Origin of the sequence: Telluria sp. B2, from assembly GCF_051789535.1 — a bacterium.
Taxonomy (GTDB): Bacteria; Pseudomonadota; Gammaproteobacteria; order Burkholderiales; family Burkholderiaceae_D; genus Telluria.
Genome location: NZ_CP196525.1, coordinates 572,551 through 594,799, shown reverse-complemented (window position 1 = coordinate 594,799; position 22,249 = coordinate 572,551). Strand labels below are relative to the sequence as shown.

Here is a 22,249-nt window from a genome sequence, read left to right as displayed (position 1 = left end):
GGCAAGCCCCTGCAGCGTGTTCCTCATCCTGGCTACGGATCAACAGCGGATCAGCGGCGGGATCAGAAGTGGATCAGAAGTGGTATTCGGCGCGCACCATCGGCGTGCTGGCGCGCTGGCCCTGCCCACCCGTGGTCTTGCGCGTGTTGCCGAACTTGTTGTTCCAGAACTGGTACTCGACGCCGAGGCGGAAGCGGTTCTTCGGCTGGCCGAAGTGGGAACCGATGTCGTACATCAGCGCCATGTCGAGGTTGGTCTCGGCGCCGGTGCCGTTGCCGACCTCGTCGCGGCCCTTGGCGGCGATGAAGTTCAGGTAGCCCTCGAAGGACAGGCGCTCGGCCACCGGGATGCCCCAGGTCGCCGACAGCATGGCGTGGGTGTCATAGGTGTAGCGGCCGTTGACGGTCGAGATCGGCGGGAAGGCGCCGCTCGGGGCGTTCGATTCGCGCAGCAGCAGGATGCTGGTGTTCAGGAAGCCCGGCACGTCCCACATCAGGGTGGGACCGGCGACCAGCATGCGCTTGCGCGAGTTGTAGCCGACGTCGTTCTTGGTGTTCCAGTCGAAGCCGAAGGTCACGCCCACGCCCTTGACCGGGCCATAGCGCATCTCGGTGCCGCGCAGCGCGCCGATGTCGAGCGTGTGGCGGTAGACGATGTAGGCTTCCTGGGCGCCCTCGGACTGGGTGAGCGAGGCCGGATCGTTCTTGTCCGACTGCAGCAGGTCGACGTTGAAGAAGTTGCTGCCGTATTTGTAGCCGCTGGCGTGGGTCAGGGCAAAGATGTGCTTCTTGATGTGTTCCGGATTGTAGGGCTCGGCGAAGCGGGTGCCGTAGCGCCAGCTGACCGAGGTATCGCTCCAGTCGGCGGCTTGTGCGGCGCCGCAGGACAGCAACAAGGCGGCACTGGCCGCCAGCGTGATTTTCTTCATGTAATGGACTTCGACTGAGGTTCTTCGCTCGCCGCCGCAATGGCGGTCCCATGCCGGCGCGCGACCAGCAGCTCGACCCGGTGGCGCTGGCCGTCGTCGACCAGTTCCACCCGGTTGCCCTCCGCAGCCCGGCCGTCGACCAGCAGCGCGCCCGCCTCGGCGAAGCGCACCTCGATCTCGTACAGGGTATTGCGGTAGCGGTATTCCAGGCGAAAGCCCGGCCACCCGCAGGGCAGCTGCGGCGACAGCACCAGGCGCTCGCCCTGCCGCTCGATCCCGAGCAGCGTTTCGACGATCAGCCGGTACATCCAGCCAGCCGAGCCAGTGTACCAGCTCCCGCCGCCGCGACCAACGTGCGGATGAGCTGCATGTAGCTGTTCCGCCATCACGTAGGGCTCGGCCCCGTAGCGCGCGCAGGCCTTCGGCGTGAGGGCGCGGCGCACCGGATTGACCAGGTCCGCCAGTTCCCAGGCGCGTTCGCCCTGCCCCAGGCGCGCATACGCCATGGCGGCCCAGATCGCGGCCTGGACGTCCAGTCCCTCATCCTCGGATACATCCACGGCCGCCATCGCCGCGGCCGCGCGTTCGGGGCCGGCCACGCCGGACAGCACGCTCCAGCTCTGCACGGTGGCGCCGGCTAGGTCGGCGTCGTTCCCGGTCGGTCCGGGCGCGGCGGCGCCAGGCAAGGCGTGGCGATACCGCTCGCCGTCCCAGGCGTGTTCTTCGAGCTGGGCGGCAAGCACCTGGGCCGTCGCGCGGCAAGTGGTGGCGAAGCCGTAGTCGGCGCGGCGCTCGGCCAGGTCGGCGAAGCATCCCAGCACGTCGGCCATGAAAAAGCCCAGCCACACGCTCTCGCGGCCGGTTTCGCCGCCGGCCAGGGGCAGGCCGTGCGCCCCGAAGCGCATGCCATGGCGCAGCGCGCGCACGCAGTGTTCGTACAGGTCGCCACGCCGGGTCGATACGGCCGGCTGGTCGACGCAGCACTCCTCGCCGGGCTCAAGGACGCGCCCTTCCAGGTAAGGCAGGGGCTCGCCCAGCACGCCCAGGTCGCCGGTCGCCGCGATGTAGCGGCAGGCCGCGAACGGCAGCCACAGCATGTCGCTGCCGCTGCGCGTGCGCAGGCCGCGCCCGGACGGCGGATGCCACCACCGCTGCACGTCGCCCTCGACGAACTGGCGCGCCGCGCACAGCAGCAACTGCTCGCGCAGCAACGACGGACAGGTGTGCACGAGCGCCATCGCATCCTGCAAGCCGTCGCGGAACACCATGGCGCCGCCCGAGCGGCCATGGCTGCTGCGCGCCCACATGCGGCAGGCGATGGCCTGGTACAGCAGCCAGCCGTTGACCAGCGCATCGAGCGCCGGATCGGGCGTCGTCACGCGCACCGCGCCCAGCGTCTCGTTCCAGTACTGGCGCACCCGCTCCAGGGCGGCGCCGGCGCCAGCCAGGCCACCGCAGCGCTGCACCACGTCGGCGGCGCCGTGTTCCCCTTCCCCGACGCCGAGCATGAAGACCAGTTCCTTCTGCTCGCCCGGCTGCAGCTCGAACGCCACCTGCAGCGCCGCGCACGGGTCGAGCGCTGCCCCGAGCGCACCCGACAGGAAGGACCGGCCTAGCGCCGCCGGATTCGCGGGGGTGCGGCCGCGGCCGAGGAATTCCAGGCGGTCGCAGGTGAAGGCGGCGGATTCGGCATCGACGTGGAAGAAGCCGACGCGGTCCGAGAAGCCGGCATTCCAGGCGCTGCGCGCGCACAGCGCGCCGCTGGCCGGGTCGCGCCCGGTCACCACGTGCATGGCGGCGCCGGCGCGCGACGCGCCGAATACCCACTCGACGTAGCCGGTGCCCGACAGGCGCCGCGGCCCGGTACTGTCGTTGCGCACCCGCAGGACCGTGTATTTCACGGGCGCGTCGAGCGAGACAAAGCTGGTCAGTTCGGACTGGATGCCGTGCGCCGTGTGCTCGAACACGCTGTAGCCGAAGCCGTGGCGCGTGGTGTAATTGCCACCGGAGGGCGCCGGAAGAGCCGTCGGCGACCAGAACAGGCCGCTGTGCTCGTCGCGCAGGTAAAAGGCTTCGCCCCCCAGGTCGCCCGCCGGGTCCTCGCACGGGGGCGTCAGGCGGCCTTCCTGCGCATCTTCGCTCCAGGTCGCGGCCTGGCCGCTTTCCGACACTACCGAACCGAAGACCGGGCTGGCCAGCACGTTGGACCAGGGCGCCGGCGTGGCTTGCCCGGGGCCGGTGCGGATAAGGTATTCGCGGCCATCCTCGCTGAAGCCGCCGATGCCGTTTTCCAGTACTAGCGGGCGCGGCGCAGATGCGGACGCGGGCGCGGCCAGCTCCCAGGTCTCGGACAGCTCATCCGGATACGGGACCGGCGGCGCCGGGGTCGAGACCGCCGCACGGCGCAGCTGCTCGCACAGGCTGCCACGTTCGTCCAGCAGCATCACGCGCGCCACCGCCTGCATCAGCACCCGGTCATCAAAAGACACCTCGTCCAGGGCGAGCACGTAGACGGCGCCCGGACGGTCGACCGCCTGCGCCCGGGTGCTGGACGCGACCAGCTCCACGGCCCGGTCGTACAGCGCCTGGCCTTCGCCGCCCTCCTCGCACCAGATCACCAGGTCAACGACCAGCCCCTTCAGGCGCCACCAGGCATGCGCCTGCACCAGCTGGCGCGCCAGCGCGAGATGCGCGGCGGCGCGCAGCTGCAGCAGGACGATCGGATGGTCGCCCGAGATCGCGTAGGGCCACAGGCCCGACTGGCCGCGCCGGTTGCGCGCAATCAGGTCCGGGTCGGCGCGCAGCCCGCGCTGCGGGTAGAGCACGTGAGCGGCCAGGCGGCCGTAGAGCCGGGCGTCGGCCTCGGCGGCGTCCAATTGGCTCAGGAGCGCCTGGCCATGGGTCCAGGCCAGCTCGAACACGCGGTCGGCGGCCAGGCGGTCATGGTAGGTCGCGGCCAGCGCCAAGGCGTCTTCGCGCTCGCCCGCCACACCCAGCACCAGGTCGACCACCGCCTCCTCGTCGGGCGCGAGGGTGAGCACGCGGCGGATCGCGGCCACCGGATCGGGCGCCTCCCCCTGCGTGCCGCCCAGCGGCCCCGGGGTGCGCAGCGCCGCCGGCAGCGCCGCGCCGTTGCCGCGGCCGAGGAAGCGCGCGCGGCTGGTCTCGAAGGAAAGGGCATCGGCCTTGCCGCCGTGGACCGTCATCAGGTGCAGCAGGACAGGCGCGGACCCGCCCTGGGCGCGCGAACGGCGCGTGCACAGGATGGCGCCGTGTTCGGCCAGGAACTCGGTGTGCAGCGCCTGCCTGCGCGCGGCCGGGTGCGTGTCGTCGCAAGCAGCGTCGCAGGCGGTCGGGGCCAGCACCAGGTCGGCATGGCTGGTCAGCTCGATCGTGCGCGGGCGGCCGGACAGGTTCCTGATGCGCATGCGGCGCAGCTCGATGTCATCCTCGGGCGACACGACGATGTCGGTGGCGAGCGCGATGCCGTGGTCACGGCGGCGGAACTCAACGCGTCCTTCCATGAACGCGACCTCGTACTGCTCGGGCTCGGCCAGGGTCGGCTGCCAGGCGCCGGACCAGACGGCGCCGCTGTCGAGGTCGCGCAGGTAGCAGGACAGGCCGGCGTCGCCGCTGGTCGGGTCCTCGCGCCAGCGCGTGAGGGCGAGATCGTTCCAGCGGCTGTAGCCGCCGCCGTCGCTGCTCACCATCACGTGGTAGCGGCCGTTCGACAGCAGCTGCACGTCAGGCTGCGACCTGCCCGGCCGTGCCGCCGCGCGTGCTGCCGGCTGCGCCTCGGGCGGCGCGGCGCGCCCCGCCCCGGCCTCGATGGCGGCCACCTCGAACGCGCCCGCGCGCGGCACCCGCTCCTGCAGCAGCAGGAGCGCGGCCTGCAGGTGCGGGTCGGCTTCGAAGCGCCGCTGCATCGGGCGCCCGTTCAGCAGGTCGGACAGCGCCAGCAGGCCCATTCCCTGGTGCCGGGCCATGAAGGCGCGCACCACGGCATGCTTCTCGCCGCGCGGCAGGCGCGCGCCGGTAAAGTCGATGGCCTCGTACATGCCGTAGCGGCCGACGGCGCCCATCTGCGCCATGCGCTGCAGGTTGGCGCACGCCGCTTCCGGCGCCACCATCAGGCCGAGCATCGCTGCATAGGGAGCCACCACCAGCTCGTCGCCCAGGCCGCGTTGCAAGCCCGCGCCCGGCATACCGAAGGTGCGGGTCTGGTAACGCAGGTCCGCGTCGACCGTATTGCAGGCGCAGTCGGAGAAGCCCCAGGGAATGCCGTGCCGGCGCGCATGGTCCATCTGCACCCGGATGAACGCTGCATACGTTTGGTCGAGCAGGGTGCCGCGCCAGGTCGGCATCACCAGCAGCGGCATCAGGTATTCATGCATGGCCCCGCCGCGCGACAGCAGCAACTGCTCGCCGCCGACAATGCCCAGCTGGCGCCCCAGGGCGGACCAGTGCTCCAGCGGCAGCTGGCCCTGGGCGATCCCGATGAAACTCGCCAGGCGCGCTTCCGAGGCGAGCTGGTCGCAGGCGCCGGCGTCCAGGCGGTGCCCGGCAACGTCGTAGCCCGTTGCCAGCAGCTGCGTATCGCGGTTGTAGAGCAGGCCGAAGTCCATCTCCGCGAATGCGCGCGCCTGCTGCGCCAGCCGGGCGATCTCGTCCAGGCGCGCACGGGCGCTGGCGGCGCCCTCTTCCACCAGCGCCGCCAGCGAGCGCGCCGATTCGTCGTCGCCGGCCGGCGGCGCGAACGCGGCTAGCTCGCGCAGCGTCGGGATGCGCGTCAGGCTCGCGTCCAGCACGTACTCGTGCACGGCGCGCATCCACGGCGCGAGCGCCAGCAGGTCGGCATGCGCCGCACGGCAGCCCTCTTCCAGGCGCGCGCACCAGTCGCGCAGCTCCGGATCGCCGTTCTCGGGCAGGACTTCCAGCAGCGCCGTGGCGGCGGTGCTGGCCGCCTGCAGGCAGTCGACCAGGCCCGGCAGCGTGGCGGCGTTGCGCAAGCTGTCGGGGCCGAGCGCCTGGGCACATGCCGCCAGCGCCGCGCGCACTGCCGGCGGCGCCTGCGCCGCATGTTCCTCGACCAGGTGCAGCGTGGCGCGTATGCCCGCCAGCGGCCGGGTGTCGGCGATCGGCTGGTCCGCCAATTGCTCCAGGCCGGCGGCCAGGGTCAGCAGGTGGCCGGCCAGGTTGCCGCTGTCGCCCGTCGCGATCCGCAGCGGCGCCAGGGGCGCGAGCGTGCGCGTGTCGTAGCCCAGGTAGAAGTGGCCGCGGTGACGTTCGAGCAGGGCCATGCTGTCGAAAGCGGCCCGCAGGCGCGCCAGCAGCGCCGACTGCGCAATGAAGCCGAAGTCCCAGGCGCTCAAGGTGCTCAAGAGCCCGATGCCGATGCCGGCCGGCGAGGTGCGGTGGGCCAGCGCTTCGCGCGGATGCTCCTGCAGGTTGTCCGGCGCCAACCAGTTGTCCTGCGGGCCGGCGAAGGTCTCGAAAAAGCGCCAGGTGCGCCGCGCCAGCGCCGTGAGGAACAGTGTCTGCTCGCTGGACAGTTGGGGCGCCTTGCGCGGCTGCGGCAGGCTGATCCACCAGGCCAGCAGCGGCGACAGGAACCACAGCAGCAACAGGGGCGCCGCCGCGAACAGGGCGAAGGGATGCAGGAAAGTCAGCAGCACCGCCGTGCCCACCGCCAGCGCGGGCGCGAACCACATGCTGCGCCAGTTCGATTCCACGTCGGTGCTCGAGCGCACCAGCCTGGTGGAGCGCCATTGCAGCAGCTTGCGGCGCGAGACCAGCATGCGCCAGCCGGCGCGCAGGATGGCGTCGAGGCTGTACCAGGCCTGGTGCGGCAGGAAGGCGGTGTCCAGCACCGCGTGGCCGAGTGCGATGCGGGCATCGCGCGACCAGTTGGCCAGGTGCTGGCGCCACAGCATGTCGTGCGGCTTGTCGCCCAGGCGGACGAACATGCCGAGGAAGGCCGGCAGGAAGAACACCGCCAGCGCGGCGCCGCTCCAGAAGGCCGGCTCGGGCAGCAGCGCCCAGCACAGCAGCAGCGCCCCGAGCAGGGCCGGCGCGACCAGGCTGCGGCGCAGGCGGTCGAACAGCCGCCAGCGCGCCAGCGGCGGCAGCGGGTGCGGTTCGCGCTGTTCGCCCATACCCGGGATGCGCGACCGCAGCCAGCCGGCCAGCTGCCAGTCGCCGCGGATCCAGCGGTGGCGGCGCGCGACCGCGTCGCTGTAGCGCGCCGGGACGTCCACCACCAGTTGCGCATCGTCCAGCAGCCCGGCGCGCAGGTAGCAGCCCGCCAGCAGGGCGTGCGACAGCACCTGCCCCTCCGGCAGGCGCTGGTCCAGCACGCGCATGCAGGTATCGACCTCGTAGATGCCCTGCCCTGCGAAGACGCTGTCGCCGAACAGGTCCTGTTCCAGTTCGGGCGCGATACGTCCGGATGGGCCGGCGCTGCACAGGCGTTGGTAGCGCGAGGCCTCCTCACGGGGCAGCGCGGCGCGCAGGCGTGGCTGCAGCAGGCCGTGGCCGGCAACCACGCGGCTGCCCGCGGCATCGAGCACGGGACGGTTCAGCGGATGAGCCAGCGCCGCCACCAGCGCGCGCGCGCCGTCGCGCGGCAGCCGGGCGCCGGCGTCGAGCGCGATCACGTAGCGGACCGGCGCCAGGCCGTCGAGGCTACCCTCGACCAGGGAGAAGCGCTCGCGCGCGCCGCCGCGCAGGAAAGCGTTCAGGTCGGCCAGCTTGCCGCGCTGGCGTTCGCGCCCCATCCACACGCCTTCGCCCTCGCTCCAGGTGCGCGGACGATGCAGCAGCAGGAAGGGCCCGGCGCCATGTTCCTGACCATAACGCGCGTTCAGGGCCTTGACCTCCGCGCGTGCGCAGGCCAGCAGCTCGGCGTCGCCGAACATGGTTTCGTGGGGCGCGTCGGCGAAGTCGGTCAGCAGGCAAAAGCGCAGTTGGGGATCGCGGTTGGCGAGGTAGTGCCCCTCCAGGGTCTTGCACAAGGCCGCGGCCTGCTCCTGGCCGTCGAGCAACGCGGACACCACGACCAGCGTGCGCGCGTCGTCCGGAATGCCGGCGCTGAAGTCCATGCGCGGCAAGGGCCGCGGCGCCACCAGGCGCCCGGCCATCAGGGCCACCAGCGCCTGCGCGAGCTGGCTGGCGCCGAATGCGGCCAGGAAGCCGAGGATGATCAGGAGCGGGGCGCCGGCGCCGACCAGGCAGGCGTGCACCAGCAGCGCCGCCGTGAACAGCAGCGTGAAGCCGCCGGTCGCGCCCAGCCAGGACAGCAGCGGCCTGCGCCGCGCCGCCCGGCGCAGCGCGCCGGGCGGCGACACGCGCGTGCCCAGCTTGTCGCGCAAGATCGGCAGCCCTGCGCCGACCAGGTAATGGCCGACGTGGCGCATGCGCGCGTCGCCATCCGCCGCGGCCGGCGCTCCGTGTGCCCCGGCCAGCGCCAGCGCCTCGGCGGCTACTTCGTTCTCTCCGTGGCCGGACTGGCGCGCCAGCCGCTCGACCGCGCGGCGGTAGTGCGCGCGCGTGGCGGCGTCCATGCGGCCGTAGGCGCCGCAGGGATCGAGGCGCAGCGCCTGCTCGACTGCGCTCATGGTTTCCAGGAAGTCGCGCCAGTCGATCGCGGCGAGCAGGCGCAGGCTGGCGATGCTGTTGCCGATCGAGACCTGGTCGGCGGCGCGGCCGGCACTGTCGGACTGCACGGCGGCCTCGACGCTGGACTCCTCGTCGGCCAGGCGCGTGCCCAGCCACTGCAGCACCTGGGTCAGGGCGCCGCCCTGGCCCTCCAGGGTGCGCGCCAGTTCGGCGACAAAACAGGCGTCCATCGGCTGCACGGCGCGCGCCACGTCGGCCATCAGGAGCACCAGGTCGCCGGGACGCTGTTCGGCCGTCTCGATCATGCGGCCGGCCCAGTCCCTGGCCAGCGCGCGCTGTACCTGCTGCCGGTCCAGGCGCGCGCCGAGGCGGCGCAGGTTCTCGACCAGCGCCAGGCGCAGCATGACCGGGATGGCCCGGAGTTCGGCCAGCGTCAAAGGCGCGCCCTCCTGGTAGCCGGCAAGGAAGCGCGCCAGGCTCTCCCGCTCGATGCGGCCGTCGCCGTGGGACACGGCTTCGAGCGCAAGCTGGTAGATGCGCGCGGTCCCGTTGGCCAGGCGCGGCAGCGCGCGGCTCTCGCCCGGGGACAGGTCATGGCGCGCGATGCGGATATGCTCGTCGATCAGGCGGAAATGGTCGAGCAGGCATTCGGCAGCGGGCGTGAGCTGCTGTCCGGCCCCGGCCGCGCGCATCAGCGAAGCGCAGGCATGATGGATGAGCTCGGTATTGACGGCCAGGCGCGCCAGCAGGCGTTCGGGGAGCGCGTCCCGCACCAGCTCGTGGCGGGCGGCGAGCTGGCGTCCATGCACCGCCATCTGCGCGGCGCTGAACGGTTCAGCGCGCAGCGGCGCCTCGTCCGCGGCGCCAGGTGCGCGGACAGGCTGGTGCCCCACACGCCGTGCGCCGGGCGAAAGATGCGGTTCTTCGTTCAACAGGGCCTCGACGATGAGCGTGCATGCCGCTCCTGCGCAGCCTTCCCGGCCTGGAACGCAGCATGATGCACGACTCGCGCCATGCTAAGACCTCATCGGATGAGAGACCGTGCGCTAACGAACGCAGGTGTTGCAGCGGCGCTGCGCAGACGTGGGGGTGGACCGTCGTTGCCTGGCGACTGATCAGCGCTCGTACAGCGCCAGGCCGCCGGCCAGGTGCCACACCTGCGCGCGTCCCAGCCCCTGCAGGGTCTGGACCGCCTTCAGGCTGCGGTTCCCGCTGCGGCAGAAGAACAGCAGCGGCCGCGCCTCGTCGCGTAGCCAGGACGCATGATCGGCCAGGCGCGACAGCGGCAGGCTGTAGGCCGCGCGACCGTGCAGCAGCGGCGTACCCGCCTCGTGCTCGCAGGCTTCGCGCACGTCGATCAGGAGCGCGTCCGGATGCCGGCCGAAGAACGCCGCCAGCTCCGCGCCGCGCAGCCCGGCCGCTTCCTGATGTTCACTGGCGCCGGCGTCGATGCCCACCGCCCGGCACAGGACCGCGTCCGCCTGCGCGGGCACGTCGCCGAACACCAGCCGCACCTGCCGCAGCACGCCGTCTTCCAGGCTGCCGAGCAGATAGCCGGGATGACCTGCACGGCGCACCAGCATTTCGCCTCCCACCCGGATCGCCTCGGCAACCGCGCCGTCGTCCATGCGCACCGCATCGCAGCAGGCCGGCCAGCCGCCGGCGTCGAGGCGTTCGCGCAAGGCCGTGCAACCCTCCTCGTCATGCCCCGTGGAGAGCGCTGCACGCAGGCGGTAGCCGTGCTGGCGCATCAATGCCCTCACGCGCCCGGCCTGGGCCGGCGCCACGTCGATCGCCACGCATTCGCGCCGGTCCGGATCGAACACCAGCCAGCCGCCCTCGCCGACGAACTGGTAGACGCCGGCACGCCCGGCGCCGCAGCGCGAAGCCGACAGGGGCAGCCTGCGCAGGGCTTCGGCGCAGCCTGCGATGCGCCGGCAGGCCTCGATGATGAAGCCCTCGTCGGCCAGCGGCCCGAAGGACAGGCGCACCGCGTTGGCGCAGCGCCAGTCGGGCAGTCCCATCGCCTGCAGCACATGGCTGGGCGCGGACTTCGCCGCCGAACAGGCCGAACCCGCGCTGACGCGCACGCCGGCGGCATCGAACAGGTCGAGCAGCTCCTTGCCCGACAGGCCGGGTACGGCGAAGTTGAGCGTGGTCGGCAGCGCGTGCCCGAAGGGCGTGTTGAATGCGATGTCCGGGAAGGCCGCGCGCAGCGCCGCCGCCAGCCGTTCGCGCATTTGCGCCAACTGACTGTGCGAACGGAAGGCGTTCCCCTCTTCCAGCGCCCGCAGCACCGCACCGAACGCGGCGATGCCCGCCATGTTCTCGGTGCCCGAGCGCTGCCCTGCCTCCTGTCCGCCGCCGCAGATCAGCGGCGTGAAAGGCGCGCCCGCGCGTACGTAGAGCAGACCGATGCCCTTCGGCGCATACAGCTTGTGGCCCGAGAAGGGTGCGTAGTCGATGCGCGTGCGCTCCAGCGCCAGGGGCAGCTTGCCGAGCGCCTGCACGCAGTCGACCATCCACAGCGCGGGGCTGCCGGTCTGTTCGAGCACGGCCGCAATGCCATCCAGGTCGGACACCACGCCGCTTTCGTTGTTGGCCGCCATCGTGCACAGGAAGGCGGCGCGCGGCGCCAGTTCGCGCAGCAGGTCGAGCCGGTGGCGTCCCGTGGCGTCGACCGGCAAGGCCTGCAGGGTGAAGCCGGTGCCGAGGATGCGGTTCCAGTGCGCCAGGCTTTCCGGCACGGCCTTGTGCTCGGTCGCGCCGTACAGCAGCAGCTCGCCGCAGGCCTGGCCCGCCGCGCGCCGTTCGCGCAGCGCGCACAGGGCCGACAGCACGGCGGTCTGGATGCCCTCGGTGGCGCCGCTGGTGAATATCACCCGTCCCGTGGCCGCGCCCAGCACGCGGCGCGCACTGGCCCGGGCAGCGTCGAGGATGGCGCGGGCGCGCAGGCCGGCGCCGTGGCTGCTGCTTGGATTGCCGAAATCGACCTGCAATGCGGCCTGCGCCGCTTCGATGGCGGCCGGCAGGACCGGAGAAGTGGCGTTGGCGTCGAGGTAGATTTCTTCGTCCATAAGAAAACTGAAAAATGCGGCACGGATCGTGTTATTGTTCAGCAATATGTTACGAATTTGCATCGAAGCACACGTTCTAAATTCGTTTTATTAAATCCAAAACAAAGCATGTTTGTTCTAATAGTGAGCTATAAATAGAATGAATTCACTAGACAAATTTGATTGCGCCATTCTCGCCGCGTTGCAGGCAGACGCGACGCTGTCGATCTCGGGCCTGAGCGAGAAGGTCGGCCTGTCCAGCACCCCATGCTGGAAGCGCGTCAAGCGCCTGGAGGAAGAGGGCTATATCGAAAGCCGCGTCACCATCGTCAACCGCCACAAGGTCGGCCTGCCGGTCACGGTCTTCGTCAGCGTGCGCACCCGGGAACACGACGAAAAGTGGCTCGAGCGCTTCGCGGCCGCCGTCACCGCCCTGCCCGAAGTGCTCGAGTTCCACCGCATGAGCGGCGACGTCGACTACCTGCTGAAAGTGGCCACCACCGACATCGAGGGCTACGACCGCTTCTACAAGAAGCTGATCAAGACCGCGCAACTGACCGGCGTGTCCTCGGCCTTCTCGATGGAACAGATCAAGTGCACCACCGCCCTGCCGCTGGAGCTGATCGCGCACGGCTTGGCGGCCTGAGCTGCAGCCTGATCTGCCGGCTACCAGCGCGCCGATTTATGCGATGATGACGGCCGTTCGCAATTAACGGAGACAGGCTGATGCCATCGAAAATGAACATGGCGCCGCTGGCGCTGGCCGCGCTGCTGTGCGTTTCAAGCACTGCGCTCGCGCAGGAACAGGTCGTCAAAATTGGCGTGACCGGCCCGCTGTCGGGCGCCAACGCCTTTGCCGGCAAGGACAACGAAAACGGCGTGCGTCTCGCCGTCGAAGACCTGAACGTCCAGAAGATCAAGGTGGCCGGTAAAACCCTGCGCTTCGAGCTGCAGTCCGAAGACGACGCCGGCGACCCGAAACAGGGCGTGACGGTGGCGCAAAAACTGGTCGACGGCGGCGTGAAGTTCGTGCTCGGCCCGTACAACTCGGGCGTCGCGATTCCCGCTTCGCGCGTCTACAACGACGCCGGCGCGCTGATGTCCACCGTCGGCACCAATCCGAAGATCACCCAAAGCGGCTACAAGACGGTGTTCCGCATCGTCGCCAGCGACTCGCAGGTGGGCGGCTCGATGGCCAACTACGCGGCCAAGGAACTGAAACTGAAGAACGTCGGCGTGATCGACGACCGCACCGCCTTCGGCACCGGCATCGCCACCGAATTCAAGCGCCAGGCGCAGGCCGCCGGCATCAAGGTCGCCGGCCACGAGTTCACCAACGACAAGGCTAGCGACTTCGCCGCCATCCTGACTTCGCTGCGCGCGAAGAAGGTCGACGCCATCTTCTTCGGCGGTTATGCGCCGCAAGGCGCCCCGATGGCACGCCAGATGAAGGCGCTCGGCCTGAACGTGCCGCTGCTCGGCGGCGACACCCTGTGCAGCCCGGAGATGGCCAAGCTCGGCGGCCCGGCGGTCGGCGAGAACGTGCGCTGCGCCCAGGCCGGCGCCATCATCGCCAGGCAGCCGAACGGCCCGGCCTTCCTGAGCAAGTACAAGGCGCGCTTCAAGCGCGACCCGGACGTCTACGCCCCGTCCTTCTACGACCAGACCATGTTCATCGCCCAGGCGATCAAGGGCGCGAACAGCCTCGATCCGGCCGCGGTGGCGCAGCAACTGCGCACGCAGAGCTACCAGGGCGTGGTCGGCACCTACGGCTACGACGACAAGGGCAACCTCAAGAAGACCACCGTCACCGTCTACACCTTCAAGAACGGCGCACTGGCGCCACTGGCTAGTTATTGAGTATTAAGGAAACACCGACATGACCCCGCTTTTCAAGCTCGGCGCCCTCGCCGCAGCGACCCTCATCGCCTGCGCCCCGGCGCTCGCCGCCGATCAGCCGGCCAGCACGCCGGCCAAGCAGGCCGCCGTGAACCCGCAGGCCGGCAAGGCCCTCAACAAGCTCGCCGACGAATACTACGACGCGCTGGCGCGCTTCGACCCGGTGTCCGCCAGCGAAAGCGGCGACAATCGCTTCGTCGACCAGATCGGCATGTCGATCGCGCCGAGCGAACGGGCTAAACAGTTTGCACGGTATAAATCGTTCCAGAAGCGCCTGCACGCGATCAAGCGCGATCAGCTCAACAGCCGCGACCAGACCAGCTACGACATCCTCGACTACGAGCTGAGCACGGCGCTGCGCTTCGAGCCCTTCCCCGAGCACCTGCTGCCGATCAACCAGATGGACAGCCTGCCGGTGACGCTGGCGAACTACGCCAGCGGCCAGGGCGCCCAGCCGCTCTCCAGCGTGAAGGATTACCGCGCCTACGCCAGCCGCCTGGCCCAGCTCGGCCCCTGGATCGACCAGGCGATCGCCAACATGCGCGAAGGGATCAAGCGCGGCATCGTGCATCCTAAGTCGGTCATGAGCTCCGCCCTGCCCCAGTTCAGGCAGCTGGTCGCCACCTCGACCGAGGAAAGCATCTATTACACGCCGGTGAAGAACTTCCCGGCCGCTTTCTCGGACGCCGACAAGCGCAGTCTCACCAAGCTGTATGGCGACACCATTGCCGGCAAGCTGAACCCGGCGCTGGCGCGCCTGTCGACCTTCCTCGAGAAGGAATACCTGCCGGCCGCCCGCACCAGCACCGGCTGGAATGCCCTGCCGAACGGCGCCGAGTGGTACAAGGTGCGCGTGGCGAGCCAGACCACGACCAAGCTCACGCCCGAGCAGATCCACGAGATCGGCCTGAAGGAAGTGGCGCGCATCCAGGGCGAATACGGCCGCATCGGCCCGAAGATGGGCTACAACGGCCCGGCCGCCGGCCTGCCGGCCTGGGTCTCTCAGCAGGCGAAATACAAGCCGTTCAAGACCGAGCAGGAAGTCATCGACGTCTACCGCAAGCTCGACGCCGAGCTGCGCACCAAGCTGCCTTCGATGTTCAACCTGATGCCGAAGTCCCCGCTCGACCTGCGCCTCGAGCCCGAACTGAGCCGCGCCACGGCATCGGACCACTACACCCCGCCGGCGGTGGATGGTTCGCGTCCGGGCGTGTTCTGGTCGGTCGTGAACGATCCGCGCCAATACGGCAGCACCGGCATGGTCACCCTCTTCCTGCACGAAGGCCAGCCGGGCCACCACTTCCACATCGCCCTGGTGCAGGAACTGGGCCTGCCGAACTTCCGCAAGTTCGGCGGCAACAACGCCTTCACCGAAGGCTGGGCGCTGTACGCCGAGACCCTGGGCAAGGACATGGGGCTGTTCGACAAGCCTGAAGATTACTTTGGACACCTGAACGACGAAATGCTGCGCGCTGCGCGCCTGGTGGTCGACACCGGCATGCACACCAAGGGCTGGTCGCGCGAACAGGGCATCAAGTACTTCTCGGAGACGCTGGGCTACAGCGAAGCCGATTCCCGCGCGCAGATCGAGCGCTACATGGTGTGGCCGGGCCAGGCACTGGGTTACAAGATCGGTTCGCTGAAGATCATGGAACTGCGCCGCCGCGCCGAAAGCGCGCTCGGTGACAGGTTCGACATCCGCAAGTTCCACGACATCGTGCTGGGTGAAGGGACGCTGCCGCTGTCGCTGCTGGAGGCGAAGGTGGATCGGTGGATTGCGGCGAGTAAGTAATCATCTGCCCATGCAGCTCAAAAGCTGAAAAGCTGGGGTCAGGTCTGACATTCGGACACGGCCTCAGCCATGTCACCGATCGCGTATTGGGCGCTAAGGCAGAGCTCGTGTCCGAATGCCAGACTTGACCCCGGCTTCTTGCTAATGACCCCAGCTTCCGCCTTTGGACTGGTTCACCGCCCCGGCACCATCTTGCCCTGCTTCATCATCGTCGCGTTGCTGTCCATGATCGTGTCCCACAGTGCCTTGGCCGACTCCGTTGTCGGGTTTTGCTGCATGCGTAGCTGGGCCAAGTCGATGCGGGCACGCGGGTAGCGCGCCTGCGCGGCCTTCTCCAGCCAGCCGATCGCCTCGTCGCGCGACCGTGCCGTGCGGTCCGCGTAGAGCATCTCTCCGAGTTCGGTCTGCGCCACCGGGAAGCCCAGGCGCGCGGCCTTCAGGAACCACTGCCTGGCCTCTGCCATGGCCTGCCGGCGTTCAGGGCCGCTTCTGTCCGCATCCTGCAGCGCAGCCAGGCCCAGGGTGGTCATCGCCACCACATTGCCCTTGCCGGCCTGGCGGCGCAAGGCCACCAACTCCTTGCCGTCCGCAGCCGTGGCGCGCGCCGCCAGCTCCTGATCCAACTGGGTCCAGTCCGACTCGTCCATGTCGCGGTACCAGGCGTCGCTGCCGGTACTGCCGATCGAACCGATGCCGCGTGAACGGCCGCTGCCGATGCCTGGACGGGCAGTCAACGGCGCCGCGCCGGGACGCCAGCCCGGCGGCGGCAGGAAATAGAAATCGCCGGCCAGCGAAGATTCGAACCAGGGCTGCTGGTCTTCGCGGGTCTGGCGCCGCACCTGGTCAGATAGCGTCCGGAACAGCGTCTCCGCAGCCAGCCCGCGCTGGGTCAGCAATCTGGCCAGGGTTTCCGTATAGATGCTGTGGCGACGCCCCGTGCCGTCATCGGCCAGCTGGCCCGGCGCCGTGGAATAGGCCACCAGGGTGCCGCGCGCCGCGCTGGACGGAGCCAGGCCCAGGTTCTCGAAGCTGCGCAGCCTGACCGCCTTCACCGGCTGGAAGGGATTGTTGCGGCAGGCGTCGAGGATCATGACGTTGACCGAGGATTTCGACAGCGCCAGCCTTTCGTGCAAGGCCTGCAGCGGAAAGGCGCGTTGCCGGACTCCCTCTTCGCCGGTGACGACCATGTCGACCGGCAGCAGATAGTTTTCGCCCCTGATCTGCATGCCGTGGCCGGCGTAGTAGACCACCGACGCAGCACCGGGCGGAAGCCGCTCGGCGAAGCTGCGCGTGACCTCGAACATGGCACTGCGCGTGAGGTCCGTCTTGAGCGTGACCTCGAATCCGGCCTGGCGCAGGCTGGAGGCGATCAGCCGGGCGTCGGGCCGCGTGTTCGGCAGGCTGTTCGCGCCGTAGTCGCCGTTGCCGATCACCAGTGCGTAGCGGTTCGTCATGCTTGCCGGTGGCTGCGTCTTCAGCTGCGCCCACGCCGGCGTCCAGCTCAGCATCAGCAGCAGTAGGAACATGCCGACGAGACGCGGCCTCATTGCGGCTCCAGTACCAGGACGTCGTCGACCAGCTTCGAGCGCAGCAGCGCGGCGCGCACCGCCTCGATGCGCTTGCGGTCGTCGACGACGAGCCAGAATTCGCCGCCGCTGCCCGGACCCCAGACGATCTGACAGCGCTGCTGCTGCAGCAGCTCGACCAGCTGCGCCAGTTCGGCCGAGGGGCTCACTACGATCTTCAGGTTAGCCGCGCGCTGCGAAGCCGACAGCGACCGGGTCACCGGTTGGTCGACGGAATGCCTCATGACTCCGAGATTCATCACCGTCTGCAGACCCAGCAAGGCGATGACGAAGCCCAGCGCCGGCGAGAAGCCCCAGCGTGATGCCCATTCGCGCCAGCCGCGCTTCTGCGGCTTCTGCCGCTCGGCGCGCGCGCCAGCCAGGCGCTTCCGGAACTGTTCAAAACCGGCCATCGGCTCGCGCTCTTCCACATGCTTGCGCGCCGCGCGGGCGAGCTCCCCCGCAAACGCCAGTTCGGCCCGCGCCTCGGGCTCCCTCTCCAGGAATGCCTCGACCTCGGCGCACTCGCCTGGCGGCAGGGTACCGTTGATATAAAAGGGCAGCGCCGCCCGGAAGCTGGCGCGTGCCTGTTCCTTGTCATCCATTTCGTCCTCCTCTGAAGTCGCCACCGAAGGCCCGCTCCAGGCACTCGCGCACGCGGCGCCGCGCATGGAACAGCCGCGATTTCACCGTCCCTTCCGGCACCCCGGCCAGCGCGCTGACCTCGTCCAGGCCGCACTCCTCCACCGCGCTCCAGTACAGGGCTTCCCGTTGGCTGTCCGGCAGCCGGTCGATGCATTCGACCAGCGCCGCGCCGCGCTCGCGCTCCTCGACCAATTCCAGCACGCCCCAACCCGGTGCGGCGGCGCCGTCGACGGCGTCAGGGTCCTCGACGATCACGTCCTCGCGCCGTCCTTTGCGGCGCCGCCATTCGGCTACCTTGTTACGCGCGATGCCGCACAACCAGGTCGAAAACTCCGACAGGCCGGTGTAGGCATCGGTCTTCGTGAACGCCACCAGCAGCGTGTCGCTGACGATTTCCTCGACCGCGTGAGGGTCGTCCCATATCTGCGAACGCACGAAACCATACAAGCCGGACTGGTAGGCCGCATACAGCCTGGCCGACGCTGTATCGTCGCCACGCGCGATCTGGTTCAACAGCATCCGCACTTCATGGCGGGGAAGGTTTCGCATTTTGTTCCAGAAAATTTTTCAAAAAGATTGAACCGTTTCGAACTCGGCGGCGATACACGGGGGCAGACATGCTGACACCGACCTACTCTCACCCAAGGAGCTACCCATGAATACCCTGACGACTTCCTCCCGCACCGTGCGCGGAAAAATCCTGCGCGACACCCAGGCCGGCCCCGGCCTGCTCGCGGTCGACGGGAGCAAGATCCCCTTCACGCTCGAAGAGCATTGGACCGGCAACACGCCACCGCAGACCGGCGGCGCGGTCGACATCGGCTTCGACGAGCTCGGCCAGCTGCGCACGGTGAACCCGGTCGGCGTCGGCAAGGAAGAACTCGAGATTGCCGGCGAGCTTGCGCGCCAGGCCCTCGGCAAAGGCGCGCCAGTGCTGCGCGCATCCGTGCAGAAGATCGGCACGCCGGTGCTGGTCGCCATGGCGATCATCGCGATCGGCTGGATCTGGCTTCCTGCGGTAACGGTCCAGATCATGGCCGGCATGGCGCAAAGCGCCACCATGTTCGACGTGCTGCGCATGGTGAACGCGGGCGCCAGCCTGCAGGACTTCGGCCGCGACGGCAGCGCCGGCATCTACGGCCTGCTGTGCATTCTGGCCATGGCCGCTCCAGCCCTGCCGGCGCTGTGGAAACACCGCCTGGCGCCGCTTGGCTACTTCGCCCCGCTGGCCTTCCTCGCCGCAGTCGCCCTTGGTATCTACGTCAAGATGAATGCCATGGCCAGCGCCGCCAGCGAGCAGATGCGCAGCTTCGGCGGCAGCCAGATGGGCGACGTCATCGGCGCCATGATGAAGCAGGTGATGCAAGCCGTCTCCGTTGGCTTCGGCGCCTACGTCTCGCTGATTGCCGCCCTCTACCTGGCCTGGATCGGCCTGCGCGCTGTCCGTCAATCCTGATTTACCTCCACCATTGTGAGCACTCCCATGAAAAAGACCACTCTCCTCGCCGTCCAGATCGCCCTCGCATGCAACCTCGCCGCCTGCTCGAAAAAGCCGGACGACGCGCCCGCCGCCGCCGTCCCTGCCGCAGCAATCGCCGCGCCCAGCCTTGCCGACCTGCAGAATCCGGAAGCCGTCAACAAGGCAGTGGCCGCCACGCTGCCGAAAGGCGACCCGGCCACGCCCCTGAATGCCTACCGCAAGGTCGACAGCGGCCACCAGGTCATGTTCATGTACTACGCGCTGTCGAACATGCCGGCGCCCTATGAAGAGATCGCCCAGACCTACTCGGACGAGTACCGGCGCACCAACGACAGCTTCAAGCAGCGCGACATCCTCAAGGCGCTGCAGCCGCGCATCGACCAGGAAATCCTCGGGGCCAGGAACGGCCGCTACATCGTGGTGGACCAGCAGGACAGCCGCCTTCTGCAGCGCTATGACTTCGACAAGAAGGCGTTCGCGATCAACGACTTCTCGGACGACCGCTACACTTTCTTCAACGACAACAGCCAATACACGCTGGCCACCACCAACGCGGCTGATTTTGCCGCGTTCAAGGTGACCGACGAAGCAAAGGCACGCGAAATCGAGTCCTATCTGAGTTCCTACAAGCCGCTGCGCCTGGAAACCTATGCTTTCGCCCAGGATGCCGATCCGAGCAAGCGCCGCATCAAGCTGCAGGTAATGAAGGTCCGGCTGCTCGATGCGCGCGGCAACGTGCTGGCCGAGATGTAAGCCTGGAGTGGGAGGCATTGCCGCCCACTCCACATCCTTATCTCAGCTTCGAACAGAAGGCCTCGGCGCTGCCGTCCACGATGGCGCCGCTCGGCCACAGTCCGGTGGCACGGCGCGCGCGTTGCAAGGCTGCCGCCAGCGCGCTGTCCCCATCCACCGCATACACGAACACCGGCATGGACAGCGCCGTCGCATCGACGAGCAGCTTGGCGTTGGCGTCGAGCGTACGCGCATCGACGTGTACGCCCACCGGCGCGCCGATACGCTGCTGCAGCCCGTTCAGCCAGTTGCGGTCCAGGCGCGGCGCCCGGGCGCGGCTGGCAATGAAGCGCGTCGCACGCGAATTGCCCAGCGCCTGCGCATTGCGCGGATCGAGCACGACCAGTCCCAGGTAGCCTTCGCGGTCGGCCTGACGCGCGCAGCGCAGGTTGGCTTCCAGCGGCGAGGTAAGGAACCAATTGCCGTGCGCGACTTCGCCCTGCAGCTGGCGCACCAGTGCACCGATGTCCTGGCAAGCCGCCACGGTCTTGATCTCGGCGTTCAGGGTAGCCTGCGGGTAAGTCGACGCCAGGCTGGCGAGGTCGCTCGCGAAAGGCGGCGCATCGTCGATGACGGCGCCGCGCAGCGTCATGCGCGCCGCGCGCCAGTCGGCGCTGCGCAGGCTGTTCACCGGCACCGGCGCTGCCGTGCGCACCACGCGGCCGGTGGCCTGGTCGTGGTGCACCACCCATTCGCGGTCGCCCAGCATCTGCAGGTCGGTTTCCACACCGTCGAAGCCGCCCTGGTAGGCTGCGCCCAAGGCCTGCAGCGAATTCTCCGGCGCCAGGCCATTGCCGCGGTGCGAATGGATCTGCATGCCAAGGCAGGCCGCAAGCGCCGGCTCGCCGGCAAGCAGCGCGCCGAGCAGCACAAGCGACGGCCCCACGCCGAGCGCGGATTTACGGTTGTGCTTCATTGCCATTCTCATAGCCATATTTCAGGTCCTGCAAAAGATTGACGCGGATCGCTTCGTTGACGGGATAGCTGTAGCCCTGCCCCACCGCCACGACATGGGTCAGGTTGCCGATCATGGCCTTGCGGACTCGGGTCCAGCCCGTGTCGCCCTCTTCCACCGCCCGTACCTGATCCAGCATCTGGGCGAACAGCTCGCTGCGCGTGACGCGGTTGTCGGCGAACGTCAGGACCGCCCAGACGCCGGCAAACGCGGCCAGCAGCACCGAGGTGGCGATCCAGGCGGAGCGGCGGCCGAGCGTGTCCTGGCCGGGCGCACGCAGCAGCAGCACCAGCGTGGCGACCAGGTAGAGCAGCTTGGAGAAGTGGCCGATCGCCCCTAGCAGGGAGAAGGCCAGCGCCACCGGCGGCACGATGGCGGCGCGCGCGGCCTCGTTGCCGTCCTCGAACAGGCGCGCGCCGTGCTCGAACTGCGCCGCTTCCGAATCATAGCTGGCGCGCTTGTCGCGCACCGCCTTGCCGACCATCGCCTCGTACAGGCGCTTGAATTCGGCTGCGCTGCCGTAGGCGTGCGCCACCGTCACGCCGGAGGGCAGCGCCAGTGCCTCGCGCAGCTGGGCCTGCACGCCGGGACGCAGCACGAACTGCGCGAACGACAGGCCGGGCGGAATGCGGTCGCGCCCCACGACGATGCCGCTGACCGACTTGCGGTAGCGCTGCTCGACGGCTTCGCGGAAGGCGACTTCGTCGGACGGGTCCCAGCGCGAACTCACCGGTACCTTCTGGCGCACCTTTTTCACCACGGCCGCGCGGCGGTAACCTGGCACCGTGTACGGCGTCCAGCCATGCTTGCGCAGCGAAGCGAGGTAGTCGTCCCACGCCTTGTCCTGCTCACGCTGCAGGTCGTCGTTCGAGGCCGAAGGGATGCGCGCATACTTCTGCCAACTGGTGTGGGTACGCTTGATCGCCTCGAGATAGTCTTCGTAGTACTGCTGGCCGCTCTTCGAGCTGCGCACGATGTTGCCGATGACCTGGTCCTTGATGCCTTTCATGCGCTCGTCCAGGGTCTCGTTGGACAAGGCCAGGAAAGGGAACAGCGCCAGGAAAGCCTTGCCCTCGGGCTGGGCGAACAGCAGCTTGTCGTCCACCAGGCCGTCGAGTTCGGCCTGGCCGTTGACCAGGGAGCGCTGCAGCAGGATGGTGTTGTAGGCGACGCGCCGGAATTCGGCGTCGCGCGTGGCCACCAGCACGTCGACGAAGATCTTGATCGCCCCGAACACCGCGGCCGCCACGAGCAGGCAGCCGAAGGCGATCCGCAGCAGCGACGGGCGCCGGGCCTGACTGCGCAGGCGCCGGCGCAGCAGCACCTGCAGCAGCACCAGCGCGGCAGCCACGCCGGACAGGGTACGGCCATACACTTCCAGGTGCTCGACATCCGCCGGGCTCGCGTTCCCGCCTACCACGTCGAGCAGGCGGGCATTGAAGCCCAGCTCGAAACAGAGGTAGATCAGCGTCAGCAGGATCAGGAAGACCAGTTGCTTGAGTTGGAGGGCGCGCATCGTC

Annotated in this window: 13 protein-coding genes; 5 read left to right on the top strand and 8 right to left on the bottom strand. The window is 69.0% G+C overall.

Translation table 11 applies throughout. The annotated features are described in order from the left end of the window. Positions 1–73: 73 nt before the first annotated feature. From ACSUZJ_RS02645 to ACSUZJ_RS02635, 3 genes are all read right to left on the bottom strand, one after another. Positions 74–928 (bottom strand): outer envelope protein, encoded by an 855-nt coding sequence (locus ACSUZJ_RS02645; RefSeq protein ID WP_499413048.1) that lies wholly within the window; start codon positions 926–928, stop codon positions 74–76. Beyond that, complete coding sequence (locus ACSUZJ_RS02640) at positions 925–9,477, bottom strand: glycoside hydrolase family 94 protein (protein WP_499413046.1); 8,553 nt, start codon at positions 9,475–9,477, stop codon at positions 925–927. Before ACSUZJ_RS02640 ends, ACSUZJ_RS02645 begins: the two co-directional genes overlap by 4 nt. A gap of 183 nt (positions 9,478–9,660) precedes the next feature. After that, a complete protein-coding gene (locus ACSUZJ_RS02635; RefSeq protein ID WP_499413044.1) occupies positions 9,661–11,622 on the bottom strand; it encodes an aminotransferase class V-fold PLP-dependent enzyme in 1,962 nt (653 codons plus the stop codon). A 139-nt stretch (positions 11,623–11,761) separates the two neighbouring features. Here ACSUZJ_RS02635 and ACSUZJ_RS02630 point away from each other — a divergent pair, with 139 nt between their 5' ends. The 3 genes from ACSUZJ_RS02630 (at position 11,762) to ACSUZJ_RS02620 (ending at position 15,292) form a co-directional block, all read left to right on the top strand. Then, positions 11,762–12,247, top strand: coding sequence for an Lrp/AsnC family transcriptional regulator (locus ACSUZJ_RS02630; protein ID WP_499413042.1), 486 nt, complete (start codon positions 11,762–11,764; stop codon positions 12,245–12,247). Positions 12,248–12,327: 80 nt separating this feature from the next. Next, entirely contained in the window at positions 12,328–13,461 is a 1,134-nt protein-coding gene (locus tag ACSUZJ_RS02625) for a branched-chain amino acid ABC transporter substrate-binding protein (protein WP_499413040.1), read from the top strand. 19 nt (positions 13,462–13,480) lie between these two features. Next, positions 13,481–15,292, top strand: a complete 1,812-nt coding sequence (locus ACSUZJ_RS02620; RefSeq protein WP_499413038.1) for a DUF885 domain-containing protein — start codon at positions 13,481–13,483, stop codon at positions 15,290–15,292. A gap of 173 nt (positions 15,293–15,465) precedes the next feature. Here the strand turns inward: ACSUZJ_RS02620 and ACSUZJ_RS02615 are convergent, their stop codons facing one another. From ACSUZJ_RS02615 to ACSUZJ_RS02605, 3 genes are read right to left on the bottom strand one after another with little or no spacing between them, the layout of a single operon-like run. Beyond that, the gene (locus tag ACSUZJ_RS02615; RefSeq protein ID WP_499413036.1) at positions 15,466–16,839 is read right to left on the bottom strand and encodes a caspase family protein; all 1,374 of its coding nucleotides are present in this window, start codon (positions 16,837–16,839) and stop codon (positions 15,466–15,468) included. Further along, positions 16,836–17,462: a hypothetical protein gene (locus ACSUZJ_RS02610; RefSeq protein ID WP_499413034.1), complete on the bottom strand. Its 627-nt coding sequence runs from the start codon at positions 17,460–17,462 to the stop codon at positions 16,836–16,838. Before ACSUZJ_RS02610 ends, ACSUZJ_RS02615 begins: the two co-directional genes overlap by 4 nt. Continuing rightward, positions 17,455–18,051 carry an RNA polymerase sigma factor gene (locus tag ACSUZJ_RS02605; protein WP_499413032.1) on the bottom strand — a complete coding sequence of 199 codons (597 nt, stop codon included), beginning with the start codon at positions 18,049–18,051 and terminating at the stop codon, positions 17,455–17,457. Before ACSUZJ_RS02605 ends, ACSUZJ_RS02610 begins: the two co-directional genes overlap by 8 nt. 106 nt (positions 18,052–18,157) lie before the next feature. Here ACSUZJ_RS02605 and ACSUZJ_RS02600 point away from each other — a divergent pair, with 106 nt between their 5' ends. Next, complete coding sequence (locus tag ACSUZJ_RS02600; protein WP_499413030.1) at positions 18,158–18,958, top strand: hypothetical protein; 801 nt, start codon at positions 18,158–18,160, stop codon at positions 18,956–18,958. A 27-nt stretch (positions 18,959–18,985) separates the two neighbouring features. After that, positions 18,986–19,735 (top strand): hypothetical protein, encoded by a 750-nt coding sequence (locus tag ACSUZJ_RS02595; protein WP_499413028.1) that lies wholly within the window; start codon positions 18,986–18,988, stop codon positions 19,733–19,735. 37 nt (positions 19,736–19,772) lie between these two features. On the opposite strand, the gene ACSUZJ_RS02590 is transcribed toward ACSUZJ_RS02595, so the two are convergent. Together ACSUZJ_RS02590 and ACSUZJ_RS02585 are read right to left on the bottom strand one after the other, a co-directional pair. Then, positions 19,773–20,690: a glycerophosphodiester phosphodiesterase gene (locus ACSUZJ_RS02590; protein WP_499413026.1), complete on the bottom strand. Its 918-nt coding sequence runs from the start codon at positions 20,688–20,690 to the stop codon at positions 19,773–19,775. After that, complete coding sequence (locus tag ACSUZJ_RS02585) at positions 20,674–22,245, bottom strand: hypothetical protein (RefSeq protein ID WP_499413025.1); 1,572 nt, start codon at positions 22,243–22,245, stop codon at positions 20,674–20,676. Before ACSUZJ_RS02585 ends, ACSUZJ_RS02590 begins: the two co-directional genes overlap by 17 nt. Positions 22,246–22,249: the final 4 nt, after the last annotated feature.